The 22,651-nt window shown below is 66.8% G+C and carries 21 protein-coding genes; 5 read left to right on the plus strand and 16 right to left on the minus strand.

The features are described 5' to 3' along the window. Window positions 1-49: 49 nt before the first annotated feature. A complete protein-coding gene (locus KW832_RS03810; RefSeq protein ID WP_218298641.1) occupies window positions 50-748 on the plus strand; it encodes an IPTL-CTERM sorting domain-containing protein in 699 nt (232 codons plus the stop codon). Between the two features lie 105 nt (window positions 749-853). Here the strand turns inward: KW832_RS03810 and KW832_RS03815 are convergent, their stop codons facing one another. From KW832_RS03815 to panB, 3 genes are all read right to left on the minus strand, one after another. Then, window positions 854-1,693 carry an urease accessory protein UreD gene (locus tag KW832_RS03815; protein ID WP_218298640.1) on the minus strand — a complete coding sequence of 280 codons (840 nt, stop codon included), beginning with the start codon at window positions 1,691-1,693 and terminating at the stop codon, window positions 854-856. A 211-nt stretch (window positions 1,694-1,904) separates the two neighbouring features. Further along, entirely contained in the window at window positions 1,905-2,750 is an 846-nt protein-coding gene (panC, locus tag KW832_RS03820; RefSeq protein WP_218298639.1) for a pantoate--beta-alanine ligase, read from the minus strand. Between the two features lie 44 nt (window positions 2,751-2,794). Further along, the gene (gene panB, locus KW832_RS03825; protein WP_218298638.1) at window positions 2,795-3,676 is read right to left on the minus strand and encodes a 3-methyl-2-oxobutanoate hydroxymethyltransferase; all 882 of its coding nucleotides are present in this window, start codon (window positions 3,674-3,676) and stop codon (window positions 2,795-2,797) included. Window positions 3,677-3,840: 164 nt separating this feature from the next. On the opposite strand from panB, the gene nadC reads away from it, so the two are divergent. Together nadC and nadA are read left to right on the plus strand one after the other, a co-directional pair. After that, the gene (nadC, locus tag KW832_RS03830) at window positions 3,841-4,689 is read left to right on the plus strand and encodes a carboxylating nicotinate-nucleotide diphosphorylase (RefSeq protein ID WP_218298637.1); all 849 of its coding nucleotides are present in this window, start codon (window positions 3,841-3,843) and stop codon (window positions 4,687-4,689) included. Then, window positions 4,686-5,819: a quinolinate synthase NadA gene (gene nadA / locus KW832_RS03835; protein ID WP_218298636.1), complete on the plus strand. Its 1,134-nt coding sequence runs from the start codon at window positions 4,686-4,688 to the stop codon at window positions 5,817-5,819. The genes nadC and nadA overlap by 4 nt, the downstream gene beginning before the upstream one ends. A gap of 45 nt (window positions 5,820-5,864) precedes the next feature. Here the strand turns inward: nadA and KW832_RS03840 are convergent, their stop codons facing one another. The 5 genes from KW832_RS03840 to KW832_RS03860 are packed head-to-tail and all read right to left on the minus strand — an operon-like array spanning window position 5,865 to window position 12,521. After that, window positions 5,865-6,620, minus strand: a complete 756-nt coding sequence (locus KW832_RS03840; RefSeq protein WP_218298635.1) for an ABC transporter ATP-binding protein — start codon at window positions 6,618-6,620, stop codon at window positions 5,865-5,867. Beyond that, a complete protein-coding gene (locus KW832_RS03845) occupies window positions 6,614-7,678 on the minus strand; it encodes an iron ABC transporter permease (protein WP_218298634.1) in 1,065 nt (354 codons plus the stop codon). The genes KW832_RS03840 and KW832_RS03845 overlap by 7 nt, the downstream gene beginning before the upstream one ends. Continuing rightward, window positions 7,675-8,910: an ABC transporter substrate-binding protein gene (locus KW832_RS03850; protein ID WP_218298633.1), complete on the minus strand. Its 1,236-nt coding sequence runs from the start codon at window positions 8,908-8,910 to the stop codon at window positions 7,675-7,677. Before KW832_RS03850 ends, KW832_RS03845 begins: the two co-directional genes overlap by 4 nt. A 60-nt stretch (window positions 8,911-8,970) precedes the next feature. After that, window positions 8,971-10,236, minus strand: coding sequence for an MFS transporter (locus KW832_RS03855; RefSeq protein ID WP_218298632.1), 1,266 nt, complete (start codon window positions 10,234-10,236; stop codon window positions 8,971-8,973). Window positions 10,237-10,295: 59 nt separating this feature from the next. Beyond that, the gene (locus KW832_RS03860; RefSeq protein WP_218298631.1) at window positions 10,296-12,521 is read right to left on the minus strand and encodes a TonB-dependent receptor; all 2,226 of its coding nucleotides are present in this window, start codon (window positions 12,519-12,521) and stop codon (window positions 10,296-10,298) included. Window positions 12,522-12,776: 255 nt separating this feature from the next. On the opposite strand from KW832_RS03860, the gene KW832_RS03865 reads away from it, so the two are divergent. Further along, entirely contained in the window at window positions 12,777-14,597 is a 1,821-nt protein-coding gene (locus KW832_RS03865) for a chorismate-binding protein (RefSeq protein ID WP_218298630.1), read from the plus strand. Window positions 14,598-14,714: 117 nt separating this feature from the next. Here the strand turns inward: KW832_RS03865 and KW832_RS03870 are convergent, their stop codons facing one another. Then, window positions 14,715-15,074 (minus strand): 5-carboxymethyl-2-hydroxymuconate Delta-isomerase, encoded by a 360-nt coding sequence (locus KW832_RS03870; protein WP_121507342.1) that lies wholly within the window; start codon window positions 15,072-15,074, stop codon window positions 14,715-14,717. A gap of 397 nt (window positions 15,075-15,471) precedes the next feature. On the opposite strand from KW832_RS03870, the gene KW832_RS03875 reads away from it, so the two are divergent. Continuing rightward, the gene (locus tag KW832_RS03875; protein ID WP_218298629.1) at window positions 15,472-16,230 is read left to right on the plus strand and encodes a carbonic anhydrase family protein; all 759 of its coding nucleotides are present in this window, start codon (window positions 15,472-15,474) and stop codon (window positions 16,228-16,230) included. 65 nt (window positions 16,231-16,295) lie between these two features. On the opposite strand, the gene bioF is transcribed toward KW832_RS03875, so the two are convergent. From bioF to nadB, 7 genes are all read right to left on the minus strand, one after another. Beyond that, complete coding sequence (gene bioF / locus KW832_RS03880; RefSeq protein ID WP_218298628.1) at window positions 16,296-17,564, minus strand: 8-amino-7-oxononanoate synthase; 1,269 nt, start codon at window positions 17,562-17,564, stop codon at window positions 16,296-16,298. Then, the gene (gene bioD / locus KW832_RS03885) at window positions 17,561-18,232 is read right to left on the minus strand and encodes a dethiobiotin synthase (RefSeq protein WP_121507339.1); all 672 of its coding nucleotides are present in this window, start codon (window positions 18,230-18,232) and stop codon (window positions 17,561-17,563) included. Before bioD ends, bioF begins: the two co-directional genes overlap by 4 nt. Next, window positions 18,232-19,557, minus strand: a complete 1,326-nt coding sequence (gene bioA, locus KW832_RS03890; protein ID WP_218298627.1) for an adenosylmethionine--8-amino-7-oxononanoate transaminase — start codon at window positions 19,555-19,557, stop codon at window positions 18,232-18,234. The genes bioD and bioA overlap by 1 nt, the downstream gene beginning before the upstream one ends. Window positions 19,558-19,559: 2 nt before the next feature. Then, window positions 19,560-19,940, minus strand: coding sequence for an aspartate 1-decarboxylase (panD, locus tag KW832_RS03895; protein WP_008903448.1), 381 nt, complete (start codon window positions 19,938-19,940; stop codon window positions 19,560-19,562). 62 nt (window positions 19,941-20,002) lie between these two features. Further along, window positions 20,003-20,377 (minus strand): 6-carboxytetrahydropterin synthase, encoded by a 375-nt coding sequence (locus KW832_RS03900; RefSeq protein WP_008903449.1) that lies wholly within the window; start codon window positions 20,375-20,377, stop codon window positions 20,003-20,005. A gap of 23 nt (window positions 20,378-20,400) precedes the next feature. Beyond that, on the minus strand, window positions 20,401-21,036 hold the full coding sequence (gene queE / locus KW832_RS03905; RefSeq protein ID WP_218298626.1) for a 7-carboxy-7-deazaguanine synthase: 636 nt from the start codon (window positions 21,034-21,036) through the stop codon (window positions 20,401-20,403). Beyond that, the gene (gene nadB / locus KW832_RS03910) at window positions 21,033-22,622 is read right to left on the minus strand and encodes an L-aspartate oxidase (RefSeq protein ID WP_218298625.1); all 1,590 of its coding nucleotides are present in this window, start codon (window positions 22,620-22,622) and stop codon (window positions 21,033-21,035) included. The genes queE and nadB overlap by 4 nt, the downstream gene beginning before the upstream one ends. Window positions 22,623-22,651 lie beyond the last annotated feature (29 nt).

The raw sequence follows: 22,651 nt of genomic DNA on the forward strand, positions 1-22,651 counted from the left end.
CCTCTCCTGTTGCTTAACAAAACGCGGAGGGGGGTCCATGAAGGAACGTATGAAGAATTGGCTCGTGGCGCTTGTGATGCTGTGCGCCGCAGCGGCGTCCCATGCGCAGTCCACGACCTACGTTGCCACCGCGACGGGCAACTACACCGCACTCATCAATTTCACGCTCTGTGTGGCGGGCCCCTGCCAGAACTTCAATACCGGCATAGGTGCATCCGGCTCGTTCACGACGTCCGCCCCGCTGGCGGCCAATCTGTCTGCCGCGAACGTGGCGCCTCTGGTCACGGCCTTCAGCTTCTCGGATGGAATCCACACCTATTCCAGCGGAGACCCTGCTGCCCGCATCTTCCTTTTCAACGTATCCACCAACGCCTCCGGCGCCATCACCATCACGGACATCCGGATCCAGCGCTGGCTGACCGGAACCTCTCCCCATGTACCGGGAGACCGGCATTCCTGGATCTTCTTTCAGGCAACAGGGGAGGTCGATCACAACGCGCAGTGCCTCACCGTCGGCGCCTCACCCGCGGGTGTGCTGGATTCGTGCGTTCTCGTCCTGGGTGCTGACACCAGCCGGTCGCTGGCATTTGGGTCCACCCAGGCTTGGGCCGTGGCGCCCTCTGCCGTCACCGCTGTTCCCACCCTGGCCGAATGGGGCCTGGTCCTGATGGGCGTGTTGATGGGGGTTGCCGCTTTGGCGCCCCTGAACCGTCGTTTCCGGGCGAGCGCTGGCACTGTGGCCTCTTGACGGGGCGCGGCCTAGAGTCGCCGGGCGCACCGTTGCAATGCTTTGGCAGTGCCGCGTGCGCCGCCTTGGTCAGGCCTCGCCGGTGGGCACGCAGGCCCGCCAGCCTTACATCGCCCAGATGCGGGGCGCTTCTCCGTTCAACCCCCACATCACCTCCCGCCAAGCCACCCGTACCGCCTTGAGCAGTTTCATCGCGGGCTCCACCTGCGGTGCCAACACGCGCACCACCACCATGCGGTCGTTGGGGCTGGTGGCGCCTGCGGTGGCTTTGACCTGGGGGTGTTGATCCATCACTGCGCGGGCCGCGTCCAGGGCTGCATCGCGGCGCGCGCGGTCGAGGGGCGTGCCTGCGGCAAAGAACATGCTTGCCATGCAGCGGTGGCCTGCCAAACCCAGCGGGCTGCTCAGCAGCCGGTCATCGGCGGCGTCGATCACGCCGCGCTCCAGCCACAGGCCGGGCACTTCCAGGTGCTGGGTGAAGCGGCCTTGCTCAAACGGCTGGCCCGCGTGGGGCAGGCCCAGTGCGGTCACGTCCCAGGCAATGCATTCGGCGCCGGGGGCGAGGTTCAGCGTGAGGTGGTTTTCGGCGTGGCAGGCGCTGTAGCACAGGGCCTCCAGCGGCAGCCATTCCAGGCGTGCGCCCTCGGCCAGGGTGAGGTGGCTGCGCTGCAAGGCCAGCGGGCCGGTGGAGCGGTAGAAGCGCGTGGCGCCGGGCGTGGTGACCAGGCCGTGGGCGCCGGGGCCGACGGTGGTGGTGATGTCCAGCGTGTCGCCGCCCACCAGGCCGCCGGGTGGATGCACCAGCACGTTGTGGCAGATGGCGTCGCCCTCGGGGTACAGGCTTTGCAGGATGCGCAGCGGCCCGTTGTGCTCATAGCGGGCTACGGTGCGGGCGTTGTTGTTTTGTGCCGTGTAGTCGAGCTGCAGGCGGGCGTGCCAGGACATGGAGGAGTCTTTGCTATCAAATAAGTAGCTTATTGCGCAATGCAGATAAGCGCTAGGGGCCTTTGGGGTCGAATAATAGCTGACGGTAGGTGGGTGCTTGGTTTGTTTTCGGAGACGGGCCGGTGGCGGGGCTGCACCGCATCGTCTGCTCACCCCTTTGGCAGGCCCTCCCTCGCGACAACGGCGCGAGGGGCGATTTTTGTGAGCTGTTCTAAAACTCCAGGTTGTCAATCAACCGCGTGCTGCCCAGCCGCGCAGCCCCCAGTGCCACCAGCGAGCCCGCTGCATCGGCCGCTGTGGCGGGCAACAGATCGGCGCGGCGGCGCACGGTGAGGTAGTCCGGTGCCCAGCCCCGCGCGCGCAGGGCGTCCAAGGCCCGGGGCTCCACCGCGCTGCGGTCGTTGGGCGCAGCGTTCAGCCATTGCTGTGCCAGTTGCTTCAATGCCTGCGACAGGGCTACGGCTTCTTGCCGCTCTTCCAGGCTGAGGTAGCCGTTGCGTGAACTCAATGCCAGGCCATCGGCCGCGCGGCAGGTCTCGCCCGCTACCACCTCAATCGGCAGCGCAAACTGCTGCACCATGTGGCGGATCACCATGAGCTGCTGGTAGTCCTTCTTGCCGAACACGGCGGTGCCGCCCGTCTGGCCGAGCACGCAGGCAAAGAGCTTCATCACCACCGTGCTCACGCCTGCGAAGAAGCCGGGGCGGAAATGGCCTTCCAGCATGTCGGCCAGTGCTGCGTCGGGGTGCACCTTGAAGGTCTGGGGCTGTGGGTACAGGTCGGCCTCGCGCGGGGCAAACAGCACATCGCAGCCCGCAGCTTGCAGTTGTGCGCAATCGGCCTCCCAGGTGCGGGGGTAGCTGTCAAAGTCCTCGTGCGGCAAAAACTGCAGGCGATTCACGAAGATGCTGGCCACCGTCACGTCGCCCAGGGGCTTGGCCTGGCGCACCAGGGCGATGTGCCCGTCGTGCAGGTTGCCCATGGTGGGCACAAAGGCGGGGTGGCGATAGGAGGCCAGGGCCTGGCGCAGGTCTGCGATGGAGCGGGCAATCAGCATGGGGTGGGAGAGGTCGAAAAGAAATGAAGAAATGCGGTGAAGGCTCACCAGGCGTGCAAGGCGTTATCCGGGAACTGCCCCTGCTTCACAGCCTGCACATAGGCCTCCATGGCGCCGCGCACGCTGCCTGCGTCCTGCATGAAGTTGTGGACGAATTTCGGCATCTTTCCGAGGTTCATGCCCAGCATGTCGTGCAACACCAGCACCTGGCCGGCCGTGCCGTTGCCCGCGCCGATGCCGATGGTGTGGCAGTGCAGCAGCTCGGCCGTCAGCTCGGCGGCCAGCGCGGCGGGCACCATCTCCAGCACCAGCATGGTGGCGCCTGCGTCTTGCAGCTCATGCGCCTCCTTGCGCAGGGTGCGGGCGTCATCGTCGGTCTTGCCCTGAACACGGTAGCCGCCCAGGGCATGCACCGTCTGCGGTGTGAGGCCCAGGTGGGCGCACACCGGCACGCCGCGCCGCACTAAAAACTCCACCGTGGGCGCTGTCCAGCCCCCGCCTTCGAGCTTGACCATGTGCGCTCCCGCCTGCATCAACACGCAGGCGCTGCGCAGCGCCTGCTCTCGGCTCTCGGCATAGGTGCCATAGGGCAGGTCGGCCACGAGCCAAGCCGTGCCCTGCACCCGGTGCAGGCCACGCGCTACGCTGGCCGTGTGGTAGGCCATGGTGTCCAGCGTCACGCCCACCGTGCTGGGCAGGCCCTGGCACACCATGCCCAGCGAATCCCCCACCAGAATGCATTCCACCCCCGCCGCATCGGCCACGGCCGCAAACGTGGCGTCGTAGGCGGTGAGCATGGTGATCTTCTCGCCCGCTGCGCGCATCTGCGCCAGGCGCGGCAGGCTGACCGGGCGGCGCTGGGGCAGGGGAGATGCGGGCGGCAGGGTGCCGTAGGGTGTTGCGGAAGCGGTGCTTGTGGCAGTCATGGGGCATCCATGGGCAAAAATTGCCGCGAGTCTATGCGACCAATAATGGGTGTACTTATTGGTTGTCTGCCCAGTGGTATGCGGCCTAGGTCGGTACCATGGCCTTTGCGTTCCCGGTATGCTCGCGGCCCATGACAGCAGCGTTACACCCCGCGAACACCCTCATGAGCGATACCGATGTGATGGCCCTGGCCCAGGCCGACGTGGCCCGTGCTTTGGCCGAAGATGTAGGCGCCGGCGACCTCACGGCCGGCCTGATCGACCCCACCCGCCGCGCCCGTGCCCGCATCCTGGCGCGCGAATCCGCCGTGATCTGCGGCGCCCCCTGGGCCGAAGCCGCGCTGCGCGCACTCGATCCTACGGTGCAGATCACCTGGCATGTGGCCGAAGGCCAGCGCTGCGCGCCCGATCAGGTGGTGCTTGAGCTGGAAGGCAATGCCCGCGCACTACTGTCGGCCGAGCGCACTGCGCTCAACTTTCTGCAACTGCTGTCGGCCGTGGCCACCAAAACCCGCACCTATGTGGATGTGGTGGCGGGCACCCGCGCCCACATCGTGGACACGCGCAAGACCATCCCCGGCCTGCGCCTGGCGCAAAAGTACGCCGTGCGCGTGGGCGGCGGCACCAATCACCGCATCGGTCTGCACGACGCAGTGCTCATCAAGGAAAACCACATCGCCGCCGCCGGTGGCGTGACGGCTGTGCTCAAAGCCGCCCAGACTGTGGCAGCTCAAGCAAAGTTCATCGAGATTGAAGTGGAAACCCTGGAGCAACTGACCGAGGCGCTCGATGCCGGTGCCGAGATGGTGCTGCTCGACAACATGCCGCTGCCCACGCTGCGCGAGGCGGTGCGCATCAACGCGGGCCGTGCAATTTTGGAAATATCGGGTGGCGTCACGCTCGAAGGCTTGCGCGAACTGGCCGAGACGGGGGTGGATCGCATCTCCATCGGCACGCTGACCAAAGACGTCAAGGCGACGGACTTTTCCATGCGCCTGCAGGAGCTGTCATGACCACCACTGCCGTGCTGAACCGCATCGACGTGGAGTACGAGCAGCCGCTCGATACCGAGGAAGGCTCCGTCTGCTCCACCAAACACGCCTGGGCGCGCGTGCCACCCGAACCCACGCAGGCCGAACGCCTCGCGCTCAAGGACAAGATTCGCCGCCTGCTCAAAGAGAAAAATGCGGTGATGGTGTCGCACTACTACGTGCACCCCGACCTGCAGGACCTGGCCGAAGAAACCGGCGGCCTGGTGAGCGACTCGCTGGAGATGGCGCGGTTTGGCCGCGACCATGCCGCGCAGACCCTGGTGGTGAGCGGCGTACGCTTCATGGGTGAGACGGCCAAGATTTTGAGCCCCGAAAAGACGGTGCTCATGCCCGACCTGGATGCGACCTGCTCGCTCGACCTGGGCTGTCCTGTGGAGGAATTCAGCGCGTTTTGCGACGCCCACCGCGACCGCACCGTGGTGGTCTACGCCAACACCAGCGCGGCCGTGAAGGCGCGGGCCGATTGGCTGGTCACATCCAGTTGCGCACTCGACATCGTCAGCGCCTTGAAGGCAGCAGGGCAAAAGATCCTGTGGGCGCCCGATCGCCACCTGGGCGCCTACATCCAGCGCGAAACCGGGGCCGACATGGTGTTCTGGAACGGTGCCTGCATCGTGCACGACGAGTTCAAAGCCTTCGAGCTGGAGGTGCTCAAAAAGGAACACCCCCACGCCAAGGTGCTGGTCCACCCCGAAAGCCCTGCGGACGTGATCGCCTTGGCCGATGCGGTGGGCTCCACCAGCGCCATCCTCAAGGCCGCGCGCGAGATGGAAGCCACCGAGTTCATCGTGGCCACCGACAACGGCATGATGCACAAGCTGCGCACGCTGAACCCCGGCAAGGTGTTCATTGAGGCCCCCACCGCCGGCAACAGCGCCACCTGCAAGAGCTGCGCGCACTGCCCCTGGATGGCGATGAACGGCCTGGCCGATGTGGCCCGCGTGCTGGAGACCGGTGCCAATGCCATCCAGGTGGACCCGGCGCTGATCCCGCGCGCGCGCCAGCCGATTGACCGCATGCTGGCCTTCACGGCCGCGCTGAGGAACGGGCAGCCCACGGCGGGCCTGGTCCCTGGCATCGGGGCCGCCTGAGGCATCACGCAGGTATTGAATCGTGGCGCACCCGACGGGCGCGGACTACGCCACGCCGTCCACAATGACGTGCCGCGTGCCCGCCGAGCAGCTTTCAATGCGGGCCCGGATGCGATAGACATCGCGGAGCATGGCTGCAGTAATCACCTGCTCGCAAGGTCCGCTGTGCTGCGCTTGTCCGTTGGCGATCACCAGGGCATGGTCGCAGTAGCGCAGGGCCTGGTTGATATCGTGGAGCGCGATGAGCACGATCAGTCCCCGCTCCTGTGCCAGCGAGCGCATGAAGTCCAGCACCTGGATCTGGCGGTGCAGGTCGAGCGCGCTGGTGGGCTCGTCCATGAGCAGGATCTCGGGGTCGCGCGCCAGCGTCTGGGCGATGGACACCAGTTGCCGCTGGCCGCCACTGAGTTCCCCCAGATTGCGAAAGGCAAGGTCTGCGATGCCCAGTGACACGGTGATGGCGTCCACCTGCGCCAGTTCGGCATCGCTCACCGCCCAGCCCTGGTGCTGCTGTTTGGCGGCCAGCAGTATGGATTCAACCACCGTGAGCCGCGCGGTGGCGCTGATGTCCTGCGGCATGTAGCAGATGCCCTCGGACCCCTTGCGGGTGCCCTGTAGCACGATCTGGCCAGGCCCCTTGAGCATGCCGGCCACGCGCTTGAACAGGGTGGACTTTCCGGCCGCGTTGGGCCCGATCACTGCTATCACCTGCCCCGCGTGGAAGACGGGGGTGTTGACGTTCGCAAGCACCGTGCGGCTGCCATAGTGCGCGCCCACCCCTTGCAGCTGGAGCGTCACCATGAGCGCTCCCTGCGGCCCAGGATGAGCGAGATGAAGAAGGGCACTCCTATGAGCGAGGTCACGACGCCGATGGGAAAGATGGCCCCAGGGATCAGCGTTTTGCTGACCACCGAGCTGATCGACAGCAGCAATGCGCCGGTCATGACCGACGCAGGCAGGAAGAACCGCTGGTCCTCGCCGATCAGCATGCGTGCAATGTGCGGGCCCACCAGGCCCACAAAGCCGATAGTGCCGACAAATGCCACCGGGAAGGCTGCCAGAAGGCTGATCAGCACCAGCGTTTGCAGCCGCAGGCGCGCCACGTTGATGCCGAAGCTGGCGGCCTTGTCATCGCCCAGGCGCAGGGCCGTCAGTGCCCAGCTGTTGCGCGCAAAAAGGGGCAGCGTGACCACGAGAACCAGGCAGGTCACACCCAGCTTCGGCCAGGTGGCCTTGGTCAGGCTGCCCATGGTCCAGAACACCACGGCCGCCACGGCTTGCTCGGTGGCGAAATACTGCACCAGCGCCAGCAGTGCATTGAAAGTGAACACCAGCGCAATGCCCAGCAGCACGATGGTCTCGGTGGTCACGCCGCGTTTCATGCTCAGCAGGTGGATCAACCCGGCCGACAGCATCGCCATCACAAAGGCATTCAGCGGCACCACATACCCGGCCACCGTGGGGAACAGGGCAACGCCGAAGGCCAGCCCGAGCGCGGCGCCAAAGCTGGCCGCCGCCGAAATACCCAACGTAAACGGACTGGCCAGCGGGTTGTTGAGCGTGGTCTGCATCTGTGCGCCCGCCACCGACAGCGCAGCACCCACAGCCAGCGCCATGAGCGCGGTGGGCAGGCGGATGTCCCACACCACCACGCGCAGTTGCACGGGCACGCTGTCGGGCCACAGCACAGCCTGCGCCACGTCCCTCACGCTGTAGCCCACCGGCCCGAGTGCCAGGTCGAGCAGCAGGCTCAAGGTCGTCAGCACGAAAAACCCCAGCAGCAGCCAGCGCTTGCGGCGTACCAGGGCACGGTAGCCAGCGCCCTGGCTTGCAGGGGGTGCCATCGCCGTGGTCGTCATGGGGCAGCCTTGGTGGTGGAGGGCGCTGCGGAGGCTGCGGGTGTTGCGCCGTCCAGGCTCACGAAGTAGCCGGGTTCATAGGGCACGGGCAGAAAGCGTTCGTGCATCTCACGGTAGGTGGCGTCCGGCTCCAGGTCCGCGAACAAGTCCGGGTGGAACCACTTGGCCAACTGCTGGATGGCCACAAACTCGTACGGGCTGTTGTAGAACTGGTGCCAGATGGCGTGGAACGCGCGGTCTTGCGCAGCCCGGGTGCCGGTGTAGGCGGGGCGGCGGGTATAGGTTTCGAGCTTGCGCCGGGCCTCTGCCAGGTCGGCACCAGGGCCCACTCCAATCCAGTGGCCGGAGGGTACGTAGGCCTCCCAGTTGGCGCTGGTGACCACGACCTGGTCGGGGTTGGAGGCGATTACCTGCTCAGGGTTGAGCTGGCCGAAGGTGCCGGGAATCACGCCCTTGGCAACGTTCGTGCCCCCCGCCACTTCCACGAATTTGCCGAAGTTCTCGTTGCCAAAGCTCAGGCAGCAGTCTTCGGTGTAGCCACCGATGCGTTCGATGAACACCTTGGGGCGCGGGGGCTGCTCGGCGGCGATGGTGTCTGCCACGCGCCGGATTTGCGCCGTGCGGTAGGCGATGAACTCTTCGGCGCGCGCTTCCTTGCCAAACAGCCGGCCCATCAGGCGCATGGTGGGCTCGGTGTTCTCCATGGGGCGATGGCGAAAGTCCACATACACCACCGGAATTCCCAGCGCCGCCAGTTTCTCGATGTAGCGCGCGTCATCGGTGGCCCGTTGGGCCTCGATGTTCAGCAGGATCACATCGGGCTTTTGCGCAATGGCCTGCTCGATGTCGAAGGTGCCGTCTTCAAAGCCCCCAAAGGTGGGAATGTCGGCGATGCGCGGGAATTTCTTGGCGTACGCCGAATAGGTGTCAGGGTCGGCCTGGATCAGATCCTTGCGCCAGCCCACGATGCGCTGGATCGGGTTGTCCGTATCGAGTGCGGCCACTAGGTACAACTGCCGCCCTTCGCCCAGGATCACGCGCTGCACAGGTAACCGCACCTGCACATTGCGCCCCAGCAGGTCGGTCACCGTGACGTGGTGGCTGCCGGAGGGCGGGGGGGATGCAGCGCCTTCGGGGGCTGCGGCCGGAGAAACCAGAAAAATGCCGGCGGCGGCGATGCCTGCCAGCACAAGGATAAGAAGCGCGATGCGCCAGCGGTGACCCATTGCCATGTCAAAGACTCTTTGTGAATGAAGGGGTGGGGAGGAAAAAGATGTGATGCGCCGTGGAGGTCATGGCCCGGCAAGGCCGGCTGCGCCTTGCCGGGTGCCGCGCATGCGCAGTACGGCGACGATGACCGCGAGGGCGCAGGCATAGGCCCCCGCTACGAGGAAGTAGGTGGTGTGCAGGCCCAGCAGTTGGGTCAGGCCCCCGCCCAGTGCGATGCCGGCCATGGACGAGAACTGGGCGGTGCTCTGCGCCACGCCCAGAATGCGCCCCTGGTGTTGCCCGCTCGTGGCATGCGAAATCTGGGCCATCAGCACCGGTGTGGTGGCGCCCAGCAGCACGCCCCAGGCAAAGTGCAGTGCGATAAAAAAAGCCACGCTGTGAGTAGCCCCCGCCAGCACCATCAGCAAGGCGCAGGCGGCAGCCACCCAGGCCATGCGGACCAGGGCGTCGGGGCCCTGCAAGCGCTCGAAGTAGCGCGCCCAGAGCGTGGCCGACACGATGAACCCCATGGAAAGAAGCCCGTAGCACAGGCCCACCACCCAGTTGTCCACGGCAAACACCGAGCGGACATACATCGCAAATGGGGTTTGCGTGAGCATGCGGGCCACCAGCAGGATCCCCAGCACGGTCAGCAGCCCGGCCACGGAGGATGCAAACCAGGATGGTGGTTGCAGCGGCGCTGCGTTGCCTGACGTGGGTGGCAGTGATGGCACTGCCTTCACGCCCTGGGCGCTGCCTGCGGCAGGACGGGGCGGCAGCAGCACGGCCACGGCTGCAGCGCACACTGCGCACAGCAGCGCTGCGATGAGGTTGATCCAGAAGAACGTGGCGTGGTCCAGGATGAGCCCGCCCGCCAGCGCCCCTGCCAGCGAGCCCACGTTGGTGGACACCTGCAGGTAGGCAAACAGGCGCCCCCGGACCGCTGGCACCACGGCGCTCACACCGTAGGCCTGCGCCGGTGCCAGATAGCCTGCGCACGCCCCTTGCAGAAAGCGCAGTGCCAGGATTGTCCAGACATCCTGCGTAAAGGCCAGGGCCAGCTGTGTGATGGCCAGCCCCAGAAGCGCCCGGACCATCATGGGCTTGTGCCCGAAGCGGTCCCCCACCTTGCCCCAGAACGTGCTGGTGAGCGCCACGCCCAGCATGGGACCCACATACACGGCAATGCCCGCAAACGCCAGCACGCCGGGCGATGCGCCCAGGGACTGCAGGTGCACCGGCCAGAAGGGCCCGCTCATTTCCATGGCGCCCATGGAAATGAGCTGGATCACGAACAGCGCGTGAACCAGGCGGGGCAGGGCGCCGGATGCGGCTGGCGTGGGGTGCATCAGGCTGGTTCAGTGGCCTGAGCCTCGCCATCGTACTGTTGCGATCGCATAGCCGTGCCTCAGAAATCAACGGTGGCCGACACCACCAAGGAACGTGGCGCACCCTGCACCAGGCTGCCGTACTGCGATACGCTGGCCCAGTAAGCGCGGTCTGCCACGTTGCGCAGGTTGGCACGGAACGTCGTGGGCTTGCCGGCGATCTGTGTGCGGTAGCGGGCTCCCAGGTCTGCGGTGGTCCACGATGGAATGCCCAGCGTGTTCGCGCGGTCCACATACTGCTTTCCGGTGTGGGTGATACCCCCGCTCAGTGCCAGGCCCGGCACCCAGGGCAGATCCCACTCCAGCCCCAGGTTGGCCTGCACCGAGGGGACGCCGATGGCTTTCTTGCCCTGCGTGGCCGCGCTGTTGGTCTGGCTCAGCACACCTTGCAGCAGCGTCACGCCGCCGGTGACGGAGACGCCTGGCACCACACGGCCGGAGGCGTTCAGTTCCACACCCCGATTGCGCTGCTTGGCATCCACTGCAAACAGGCCGTTGGTCTGCTGGCCGCTGGGCTTGGTGATCTCGAACAGGCTCAGCGAGCTGATCATCCGGTCCCATTCGAACTTGGCGCCGATTTCCTTTTGTTTGGCCTTGTAGGGCGCAAACACCTCGCCTGCGTTGGAGGCCGTGGCCGGAGCGATGTCGCCCTTGCTCAGGCCTTCGATGTAGTTGGCGTAGAGCGATACGTTCTGCCAGGGCTTGACCACCAGGCCCGCCAGCGGCGTCACTGCGCTCTGGTCGTACGACGAGGCGACGGCGCCCGTGGTGGTGTTGAAGTTGTCGGATTCCACACGCTGGCGGCGCACGCCCAGCAGCACCTGCACCCGGTCGTCCAGCATCGACAGGGTGTCGGCCAGCGCGATGCTGGACAGCTCTGTGTCGGCCACCCGTGCGACCTGGGCCGGGGCGGCCACATTCTGCGCCGGGCTGTTCACCGGCGCGTAGATGTTGGACAACACGGTGGTGCCGTTGACGGAACCACGACCCAGGCGGTCGTGGTAGGTGCTGGCCTGCAGCGTGACCGTGTGGCGGACGCTGCCGGTGGCGAACTTGGTGCGCAGCCCGGCGTCCGCCGTGCTCCGGTCAACCTCGAACTGAAAGCGTTGCGGCAACGTGCTGGTGTCGCCCTGCACATTGAGCAGGGTGGGGTTGCCAAAGAGCCGGTCTACCCGTGTGCGTCCGCCGCCTGCGTTGGCGAACGCGGTGGTCTGGTCGTTCAGGTCGTATTCCAGGCGCAGCAGCAGGGAGCGGTCGGTGGTTTCAAACCATTCCCAGGGCTGGCTCACGTTGCGCCGGCCATCGGGTGCGGCCGGTACGGCCGTAGCCCCTGCGGCCAGAAACGGCCGGCGCTGTGGCGCATCGACACTTTCCTTTTGCGCGATGGCGTCCACGGTGGCGCGCAGCCGTTCGCCCTGGTAGTCGAGCGCGATCGCTCCCACGTCCGCCTTGCGCGATTGGTTGTCCAGCAGCGTGTCGCCCTGGTGGTGGCTGCCGTTGATGCGCACGCCCCACTGGCGTTCGGGGCCAAACCGGCGGCTCAGGTCGATCTGGCCACCGCCCTGTGCGGAGGGTCCTGCGTCGGCGGAGATGCGTGTGAGCGGGGCGCTGGTGGCACGCTTGGGCACGATGTTGATGGTGCCGCCCACGCTGCTGGCCGGGGACATGCCAAACAGCAGCGCTGCGGGCCCTTTGACCAGCTCGATGCGCTCCGCGTAGTCGGCCAGCACGCGGTAGTTGGGGGCGATGCCATAGACGCCGTCAAAGGCGATTTCGCCCGAGTTCTGGTCGCCCACCGGGAAGCCTCGGATGAAGAAAGAGTCCAGCTGGTCGCCGGAGTGGCCCGAGAGCCGGACCGACGAATCGTTCTTCACGATGTCGGCAATGGTGACGGCCTGTTGGTCCTGCACCATCTGCGACGTGTAGCTGGTGGCGCTGAGCGGTGCGTTCAGGGTGTCGGTGTTGCCCAGCAGCCCCAGCCGGCCACCGCGCGCTGTGTGCCCGTTGCCGATGGTGGCGGGCAGCCCTGCATCGCCGTCTGCTGTGACCTGGACCTCGGGCAGGGTACGGGGGCGGTCGGCGGCGTCCGGAGATGCGGTCTGAGCGCCTGCCGGGGCCATGATGCCGGCCGTGACCAGACTGGCGAGCGCCAGGCGTGTGGCGGCCGCGAGGGGGTGAAGGGGGGCCGCGCGAGCGGCGTCCATCGAAGAAGAAGGCAGAGAGCCTGGCACGGTCGGTGGCAGCACAGTGGTTCCTTGAGGGGGCAGGAGGCTGGCTGGCGACGGCTGGCTGCTTGGGGTGCATGTCAATGCACCGTATGGCAAAAATTATAAACAAGAATTATTCGCATTTGATGGATTTTTTGCTTGCACTTGCAACAGGAACGCGCTGCCCACCCTCCGCAGAGTTCGTGCCCTGCGGCGTTTACGATAGGCGGCTGCCCCTGCTTGCCGCAGGGCGCTCGTTTCCTTCAAGGTGCTGCCGCCGCGCCCGCCATTTCCATGAATTCCTGCATCGACTTCAGTGCCGCGCTGGCCCCGTCAGCGCCCCGCCTTCGCCATGCCTTCCGCGCGCCCCGCGCCGTGCTGTCGGCCCGTGACCTGGCCGAGGTGCGCCCCGTTCTCGATGCCGTGTTTGCTGCCGCGCAGGCAGGCGCATGGTGCGTGGGCTACGTGCGCTACGAGGCGGCTCCGGCCTTCGATGCAGCCTTGCAGGTGCATGCCGCCCAGGGGCCGCTGGCCTGGTTTGCCGTCCATGACGAAGCGCTGCCGTGGCCCGGGGAAGCCGCTGCAGATTCGGCCGATGGGGCCCATGTGGAGTGGACCTCGGGCCCCTCGCGCGCGGAGTTCGATGCAGCCCTGAACCGCATTCACCAGGCCATCGGCGATGGCGAGCTGTACCAGGTCAACTACACCGCGCCGCTGTCGGGCCAGTTGCTGCAGGGCAGCGCGCAGGCCTTGTTCCAGGCCTTGCAGCGCTCACAGCCCGGCGGCTATGCCGCGTTCATCGACACCGGCAACGAACAGGTGCTTTCGGTGTCGCCCGAATTGTTCTTTGACTGGGAAAGCGGAGCCCATGGTGACCCGGCGGGTGGAGCCATCCTGGCGCGCCCCATGAAAGGCACCGCGCCACGTGGCGCCACGCCTGCGCAGGATGTTGCCAACGCTGAGCACCTGCGCTCGTCGCCCAAGGAGCGGGCTGAGAACGTGATGATCGTGGACCTGCTGCGCAACGACATATCCCGCATCGCGCTGCCGCACAGCGTGCGTGTGCCCGCGCTGTTTGCCACCGAAGCCCTGCCCACCGTGTGGCAGATGACGTCGGACGTGACGGCCCGCACGCGGCCCGGTACCACGCTGACCGACGTGTTTGCTGCGCTGTTTCCCTGCGGCTCCATCACCGGTGCGCCCAAGGTGCGCGCCATGCAGATGATCCATGCGGTGGAGCCCGCACCGCGCGGCGTGTACTGCGGCGCCGTGGGCGTGGTGCGGCCTCTGGGTGCCGCCGGGGCGGATGGGCAGCACCGCGTGGCGGCCACCTTCAACGTACCCATTCGCACCGTGGTGCTGCGCACCGACGGCGGCCACACCCAGGCCACCTGCGGCATTGGCAGTGGCATCACCTCGGGCGCGCAAGCGGACGCCGAATGGAACGAGTGGCGCCACAAGCGCGCCTTCGTGGAGCGTGCGAGCCAGCCTTTTGACCTGCTCGAAACCCTGGCGCTGGTGGACGGCCAGTGGCGGCATCTGCCCGAACACCTGGCGCGCCTGCAGGCAGCGGCGGTGCATTTTGGCTACCCCTTCGATGGGGAGAAGGTTGGGCAGTGCCTGAGGATGCTGGCCTCAGGGCACGGCACGGGCCCTTGGCGTGTGCGTTTGCTGCTCAATGCCACTGGCGAGCCCCGGGCCGAGGCCTTTGCACTGGCCCCCACGCCCGAGCCCGTGCGCCTGCAGCTGGCGCGCAGCCCGCTACCGGAGGCCCATGGCGAATTCGTGCGCCACAAGACCACGCGCCGCGCGCACTACGCGGCCTTTGCGCCCACGGCAGCCGGGATGTTCGACACGGTGTTGTGGAACGAGGCGGGTGAGATCACCGAAAGTACCTTCGGCAATATCGCCCTGCTGCTCGATGGCCGCTGGGTCACGCCGCCGCTGGCCTGTGGCCTGCTGCCTGGCGTGGGCCGCGCGGTGGCGCTGCGCGAGGGGCGTGTGGCAGAAGCCGTGGTGCAGCTGCAGGACCTGCCCCGCGTGCAGGGCTGGGCGTTCATCAATAGCCTGCGCGGCTGGTTGGCTGCGGAGTTGGTGGCAGAAGACCCAGGCTGATGCATCAGGGCACCCGCCGGGCTTTAGGGGCACAGAGTTTTGCTATAAAAATAATAGCTATCAATGACTATGGATAAGCGATAGGGCTAAATTTATTCAAAAATTGCCGCTGCTGGTTCAGAGCCGCTCCTTGGCGTACGAGCCCCGGTCCATATCGACGATCTCCACGCTCAGCTGCACCATCACGCCCTGGGGCTTGGGCGTGCGTTCGCGCAGCACGGCGGCGATGCGGTCGGACAGCTCCTTCTTGGCCTCGGGCGTGCGGCCCGCGAGCAGGCGCAGTTGGGCATGCACAAAAGCGCGGTTGGCGGGCGCGATGCCGATCTCGAAGCTGTCGGCCACGATGAAGCGGGTCTTCAGGTCCGCCTCGTCCTGCACCTGGGGGTGGGCGCACAGGGTGGCATTCAGGGCCGTCAGCGTTTCGGCCTCTGGGTAGTGGGGCAGGTTGGCCGAGTATTCAATGGTCAGGTGGGGCATGGAGTGGGTCCGGTTCGGTCGAGTGAATTCACTTCAAAGCCATGGTAGACAGGTTCTAAGAACCTGTTCAAGATCTTTTCAGGGTCGCACAAGCGCCGCAACGCCGCAGACCGCCCGGCAAGGGACTTGCCCGAAGGGTTGGAGTGAAATCGGGCGATTGGACGCCTCAGCTGCTTGCATGGGCACGAGCCCATGCGGCGCCTCCGAAGCATCCACGTCCGTCACGATGGCACTCCAATGCGATCCCCGAAAAGATTCTGAACAGGTTCTAAAGCCAGCAACCCTTGGGCCGTCAGTGGCACCCAGCAGTTTAAGCCGCCGTTAAGCAAGGCTGCTGACTATCACGCGGCTGCTTGCAGCAGCTTGTTTTTCATCAACTTGTTGTTCCTTAAGAGCCATGACACCCCCCTTCTTGATCCAAAAAACCACATTGTTTGCCCTCCTGCTGTGCGCCGCCACCTGGGCCAGCGCCGAGGGCGCCCACCCGCACTGGGAATACAAGGGCAAACACGGCGCCGCCCACTGGGGCGCGCTGGAGCCTGGTTTTGAGGCCTGTGCACGTGGTGCGGCGCAAAGCCCCATCGACATTCGCAATACCGTGAAAGAGGCGCTGCCTGCGCTGGATTTCCAGTACACGGCAGGTGCCCCCACGCTGGTCAACAACGGGCACACGGTGCAGGTGAACATGCCTGCGGGCAGCAAGCTGGTGGTGGACGGCAAGGCGATGGAGCTGCTGCAGTTCCACTTCCACACCCCCAGCGAAGAGGCCATTGGCGGCAAGCACGCGGCCATGGTGGCCCACTTTGTGCACAAGGCTGCGGACGGAGGACTGGGCGTGGTGGCGGTGCTGATCCAGCCGGGCAAGACGAATGCGGCCTGGGCCCCCATCTTTGTGCACCTGCCGCGTGTGGGTGAGCAGGTGACGGTGGACGGGCTCACGCTGGACGCCAGCACCCTGTTGCCCGCCAAGAAGGGTTACTACAGCTTTGCAGGGTCGTTGACCACGCCGCCCTGTTCCGAAGGCGTGCAGTGGATGGTGCTCAAGGAACCCGTGAAACTGGGTGCCCAGCAGATCAAGGCGTTCCGCCAGCTCTATAACGCCAACGCGCGCCCAGTGCAGCCGCTCAATGGCCGCATCGTGAAAGAAAGTACCTGACTGTGACCAGCCGGTCCGCTGGTTCCAGGGGGCGGCTGAGTCGCAGGTCGATGTTCAGGCCATAGTCAGGCTGTAGCGGCCGCAGGCGCCACGCTGGTGTCTTCGGTTTTTTGGTGAAGAGCAACCACACAGTCGGCGGCATGTGCCGCCAGCGCTGCCAGCAACGCCTCCACATCCGCCGCCGTGTGTGCGGCCGATAGCGCAATGCGCAACCGGGCCGTACCCACGGGCACCGTGGGCGGGCGGATGGCGGGCACCCACAGGCCCCGCTGGCGCAGGCTTTCCATCGCGGCCAGGGCCGCTTCGTTGCTGCCGATGACGAGCGCCTGCACCGCCGTGCGGGATGGCAGCAGGTGCCAGCCCAGTTCCGGGGGCAGCGCGGCCAGGCCTTCGCGCAGTTGCGCAATGCGCTTGCAAAGCCCCTCTCGCAGGTCGTCCGCAGTCGCGATCAGCTCCAGGCTTTTGCGCAATGCGCTTGCCAGCAGGGGTGGTGCGGCCGTGGCAAAGATGTAGGTGCGGGTCTTTTGCAGCAGCCATTCAATGAGTGCAGCATCACCCGCCACAAAGGCGCCCGCCACGCCCGCTGCCTTGCCCAGCGTGGCCATGTAGAGCACGCGGCGCGAGGCGGTGGTGCCCGTCAGGCCCGCTTGCGCCAGGCTACCGCGCCCTTGGGGGCCGAGCACGCCAAAACCATGGGCGTCGTCCAGCAGCAGCAGCGCGTCGTAGCGCTCGCACAGCGCCAGCAGGGCGGGGATGTCGATCAGGTCGCCATCCATGCTGAACACTGCGTCGCTGACCACTAGCTTGCGCCGTGCAGGGCTGGCGGCCAGAGCAGTCTCCAGCGCGGCCAGGTCGGCGTGGGCGTAGCGGTGGATGGTGGCGCGCGACAGCCGCGCGCCATCGATCAGGCAGGCGTGGTTGAGCGCGTCGGAGAACAGCGCATCGCCATCGCCCACCAGCGCGGGGATGATGCCGGCGTTGGTGGCGTAGCCCGCGTAGAAGTACAGCGCACGGGGTAGCTGCACAAAGGCGGCCAGGTCGCGCTCCAGCGCATCGTTGGCGGCGCTGTGGCCGCTGACCAGGGGTGATCCGCCCGAGCCCACGCCAAAAGTGTGCGTGGCGTCGCGAGCGGCCTCGGCCAGCGCAGGGTGGCCGGCCAGGCCCAGGTAGTCGTTGCTGCAAAAGGCCAGCATGGGCTGGCCGTCCACCAGCAGGTGGGCACCGCCCGCGGGTTGCACCACGCGGCGGCGGCGCAGCAGGTGGGCGCGCTCGATGTCGGCCAGGCGCCCCGGGATCTCGTCGAGCCAGGAGGTGGGGTGGGATTCCTGCGTCATAGCCATTCCCCGGGCAGTTCAAACACCAGGCTGCGCGCATCGGGAAGGTCCTGGTACGGCACCTCGGCCAGCAGCGGCACGCCCAGGCGCGCACGCAGGTAGGCGATGTTCTCGTCAGCCGCCTCCATCTCGGGGTCCACACGGTTGGCCACCCAACCCACCAGCACGAGGCCACGCGCACGGATGGCCTCGGCCGTCAGCAGAGCATGGCTGAGGCAGCCCAGCCGTAAACCCACCACCAGCACCACGGGCAGGGCCAGGGCCTGGGCCAGGTCGGCACCGGTCTGGGTGTCGGTCAGTGGCACATGAAAACCGCCCGCGCCCTCCACCACCACGGCATCCGCCTGGGCGGCCAGCGCCTGGTAGCTGCGCACGATGGCCGCGATATCAATCTGCACCCCGGCACGTTCGGCCGCAATGTGGGGCGACAACGGGTCGAGCAGCAGCACGGGGTTGTCCAGCTCGGGTGCGACGGCCAGGGTGGAGGCCGAGCGCAGCGCGATCGCGTCCTCGCTGGCCCAGTCCTCGCCCCAGGGCACCACACCGGCCGCCACGGGCTTCATGCCGACCACACGGCGGTGGTGCGGCGCCAGGGCGTGCAACAGGCCGGTGGACACCAGCGTCTTGCCGACGCCGGTGTCGGTGCCGGTGACAAAACAACCAATCATCAATTCTCCTCTTGCAGCGTGGCGTTCAGCGCAGCGAGCGCGCCGCTGGCCAGGCATTGCACGGCTTCGTCGTCGAGCACGTAGGGCGGCATGGCATACAGCGTCTTGCCGATGGGACGCAGCACCAGCCCCCGCGCCATGGCGTGCTGGTGGTAGCGGCGGGAAAAGTCGGGCAGCGTGGTGTCCACATCCCAGGCCCAGATCATTCCGAGGCGGCGCGCATGGCGCACACGTGGATGCTGTGCCAAGGGTGCGCACGCCGCATCGATGCGTTGCACCAGTGCCTTGTTGGCATTCAGCGCATCCAGCTGTTCAAACAACTCCAGCGTGGCCAGCGCCGCGCGGCAGGCCAGGGGGTTGCCGGTGTACGAGTGCGAATGCAGAAAGCCGCGCGCCACATCGTCGTCGTAGAACGCGGCGTACACCACATCCGTGGTCAGCACGGCCGAGAGCGGCAGCGTGCCGCCCGTCAGGCCCTTGGACAGACAAATGAAATCCGGCCGGATGCCCGCCTGCTGGTGCGCGAACATGGTGCCCGTGCGGCCAAAGCCCACGGCGATCTCGTCCACCACAAGGTGCACCTCATAGCGACTGCACAGCGCGCGCGCCAGGCGCAGGTACTCGGGGTCATGCATGGCCATGCCCGCGGCACATTGCACCAGCGGTTCAACAATGAATGCAGCGGTGGTGGTGTGGTGCTCCTGCAGCCATGCTTCCAGCGCGGCGGCGGCGCGCCGGGCCATGTCCTGCGCGGTTTCGCCAGGGGCTGCATTGCGCGCATCGGGGCTGGGCACGGTATCGGCCAAACGCACCAGCGGTGCATAGGCCTCGCGGAAGATCGCAATGTCGGTCACAGCGAGTGCGCCCACGGTCTCGCCGTGGTAGCCGCCGGCCAAGCCCACAAAACGGCTCTTGGCGGGGCGGCCGGTGTTGCGCCAGTAGTGCGCGCTCATCTTCAGGGCGATCTCGGTCGCGGCTGCGCCGTCGCTGCCGTAGAACGCGTGGCCCAGTCCGGTGAGTGCGGCCAGCCGTTCGGACAGCTCCACCACCGGCGCGTGCGTGAAGCCTGCCAGCATCACATGGTCCAGCTGGCCCAGCTGGTCCACGAGCGACGCCTGGATGTGCGGGTGGCTGTGGCCGAACAGGTTGACCCACCAGGAGCTGATGCCGTCCAGGTAGCGCTTCCCATCGGTGCCGTAGAGCCACGGGCCCTGGGCGCGCGCAATGGCCACGGGCGGCTGGGTTTCGTGCCGCTTCATCTGGGTGCAGGGGTGCCAGACGCTGGCGAGGCTGCGGGCCACGAGTCCGTCGTGCGTGGGCTGCATGGTCAGACGCCCTGGGTGGGTACGGCGTGGCGCAGCTCGGTCTGGCGGTTGTGCTCGTCCACGAAGACCAACTGAGGCTGGTGCGTGCCCACCTGGTCTTCATGCACCTGCGCAAAGGCAGCAATGATGATGAGGTCGCCTGCGGCTGCGCGGCGTGCGGCCGAGCCGTTCACCGAGATCATGCCGCTGCCGCGCTGGCCCTTGATGGCATAGGTGACGAAGCGCTCGCCGTTGTTGATGTTCCAGATGTGGATCTGCTCGTTCTCTGCGATGTTGGCGGCGTCCAGCAGGTCTTCGTCGATGGCGCACGAGCCTTCGTAGTGCAGCTCGCACTGGGTCACGGCCACGCGGTGGATCTTGGATTTGAGCAGGGTGCGGAACATCGGCTTCCTTCAGTGAAGTCTGTGAATGGGGGAGGGTCTGCCGGTGGCAGGGCCTTGGTCGGTCAGGGCTGCGGAAAGTCCAGCACGCAGCTGTCGCCCAGCGCTTCGCGCCACACGCGCACGCGGCTCACGCTGGCGCGCAGGTCGGCGGGCAGCGCCTGGGCGATGAAAACGCACAGGTTCTCCAGCGTCGGCGTGCCCAGGCCAGGCACGTCGTCCAGCATGTGGTGGTCCAGCTGCTCGCGCACCACCTCCAGGCCCCTGCGCAGCAGGCCCAGGTCCAGCACCATGCCGGTGGCGGGGTCGCGTGGGCCGCTCAAAAAGACCTCGGCGTGGTAGGTATGGCCGTGCACGCGGCGGCTGCCTTCGGCCTCGATCTCGCGGCGCAGGGTGTGGGCAGCGTCGAAGAAGAAGCGCTGGGAGATGGTGAACAACATACGGGAACCAAGAAGAGAGCAGCTCAACGGATGCCGGTGAGCTTGTGGGTTTGCAGGCTCAATCGCCATGCGGGGTGGGCCAGGCAGGCGTCAATGCAAGCGGCAGTGTTCTGTCGCTGCAGAAGGCCATCCATGGGCTGCAGAAAGCGGTGGGTGAACTGCGTGTCCTGCTCCAGCGCCTGCAGGTCAAAGCCCGGCTGGGGCCACACGAGCTTCAGTTCCTGCCCGCTGCGCTGCACCCACGGGGCACCCGCCTTGGGGCTGATGCACAGCCAGTCGATGCCTTGGGGGGCGGCAACCGTGCCGTTGCTTTCGACGGCGATGCGGAACTGCTGGGCATGCAGCGCTTCGATCAGCGCCGCATCGACCTGCAGCAGCGGCTCGCCACCCGTCAGCACCACCAGGCGGTGGCCCGCGCCTGCAGGCCATTGGGCGGCGATCAGCTCTGCCAGCGCCGTGGCCGTTTCGAACTTGCCGCCCAGCGTGCCGTCGGTGCCCACAAAGTCGGTGTCGCAGAACTGGCAGATGGCCTGCGCGCGGTCCTGCTCGCGGCCCGTCCAGAGGTTGCAGCCTGCAAAGCGGCAGAACACGGCGGGTGTGCCCGCCTGGCCGCCTTCGCCTTGCAGGGTGTAGAAAATTTCTTTGACGCTGTAGGTCATCGCGGCACCGGCGGAACAAGGATGGTGGGGGCGGCAGGCGCTGCCACCTCGGGGTAGTCGCGGCTGAAATGCAGGCCCCGGCTTTCGCGGCGCAGCTGGGCGCTTTTCACGATGAGGTCGGCCACCTGCACCAGGTTGCGCAGCTCCAGCAGGTCGCGCGTCACGTGGAAGTGCGCGTAGAACTCCTGGATCTCGCCCTGCAGCATCGCAATGCGGTGCGCGGCGCGCTCCAGGCGCTTGTTGGTGCGCACGATGCCCACATAGTCCCACATGAAGCGGCGCAGCTCGTCCCAGTTGTGGGAGATGACGACGGATTCATCCGCATCGGTCACGCGGCTGTCGTCCCAGGCGGGAACGGTGGGCAGTTCTGTGGTCGGGGCTGCTGCGATGGCCTGCGCGGCGGCGCGGGCGAACACCATGCATTCGAGCAGCGAGTTGCTGGCCAGGCGGTTGGCGCCATGCAGGCCGGTGCAGGCCACCTCGCCCACGGCGTACAGACCGGGCAGGTCGGTGCGGCCCGCCAGGTCGGTCAGCACGCCGCCGCAGGTGAAGTGGGCCGTGGGCACCACGGGGATGGGCTCCTTGGTGATGTCGATGCCCAGCGACGCGCAGTGCGCGAGGATGTTGGGGAAGTGCTCTTGCAGAAACGCGGGGCTCTGGTGCGAGATGTCCAGGTGTACGCAGTCCAGGCCGTGTTTCTTCATCTCGAAGTCGATGGCGCGGGCCACCACGTCGCGCGGGGCCAGTTCGGCGCGCGGGTCGTGGTCGAGCATGAAGCGGGTGCCGCCGGCCGAGGGGGGCAGCTTGAGTTGCCCGCCCTCGCCGCGCACGGCCTCGCTGATGAGGAAGGACTTTTCGTGCGGGTGGTACAGGCCTGTGGGGTGGAACTGGATGAACTCCATGTTCGCCACGCGGCAGCCCGCGCGCCAGGCGGCGGCAATGCCGTCGCCCGTGGCGGTGTCGGGGTTGGTGGTGTACAGGTACACCTTGCCCGCGCCGCCTGTGGCCAGGATGGTTTGCGGCGCGCGGAAGGTGACGACCTCGTCGGTGTCGCTGTCGAGCGCATACAGCCCCAGGCAGCGGTTGCCAGGCAGGCCCAGCTTGCGCGTGGTGATCAGGTCCACCAGCGTGTGCTGCTCAAACAGCGTGATGCCGGGCGTGCTGCGCACCACGTCGATCAGTGTGCGCTGCACGGCCGCGCCGGTGGCGTCGGTCACATGGGCAATGCGGCGCGCGCTGTGGCCGCCTTCGCGCGTCAGGTGCAGCTGGTCGCCTTCGAGCGTGAAGGGCACACCCAGCTCGCGCAGCCAGGCAATCGATGCGGGCGCGTTCTCCACCACAAAGCGTGTGGTGGCCAGGTCGCACAGGCCCGCACCGGCCACCAGCGTGTCTTCGATGTGCGCTGCAAAGCTGTCGTCGTCAGCCAGCACGGCGGCAATGCCGCCCTGGGCCCAGCCGCTCGATCCATCCTGCAGCGTGCGCTTGGTGATCACGGCCACGCGGTACGTGGGCGCCAGGTGCAAGGCAGCCGAGAGGCCAGCGAGGCCGCTGCCTACGATGAGAACGTCGAAGTCGTGGGGTGCCATGGCTTGCGGGTGAAGAAAGGGGTAACGCC

The sequence above is a fragment of the Acidovorax sp. sif0632 genome (assembly GCF_019218805.1).
Lineage (GTDB): Bacteria > Pseudomonadota > Gammaproteobacteria > Burkholderiales > Burkholderiaceae_C > Acidovorax > Acidovorax facilis.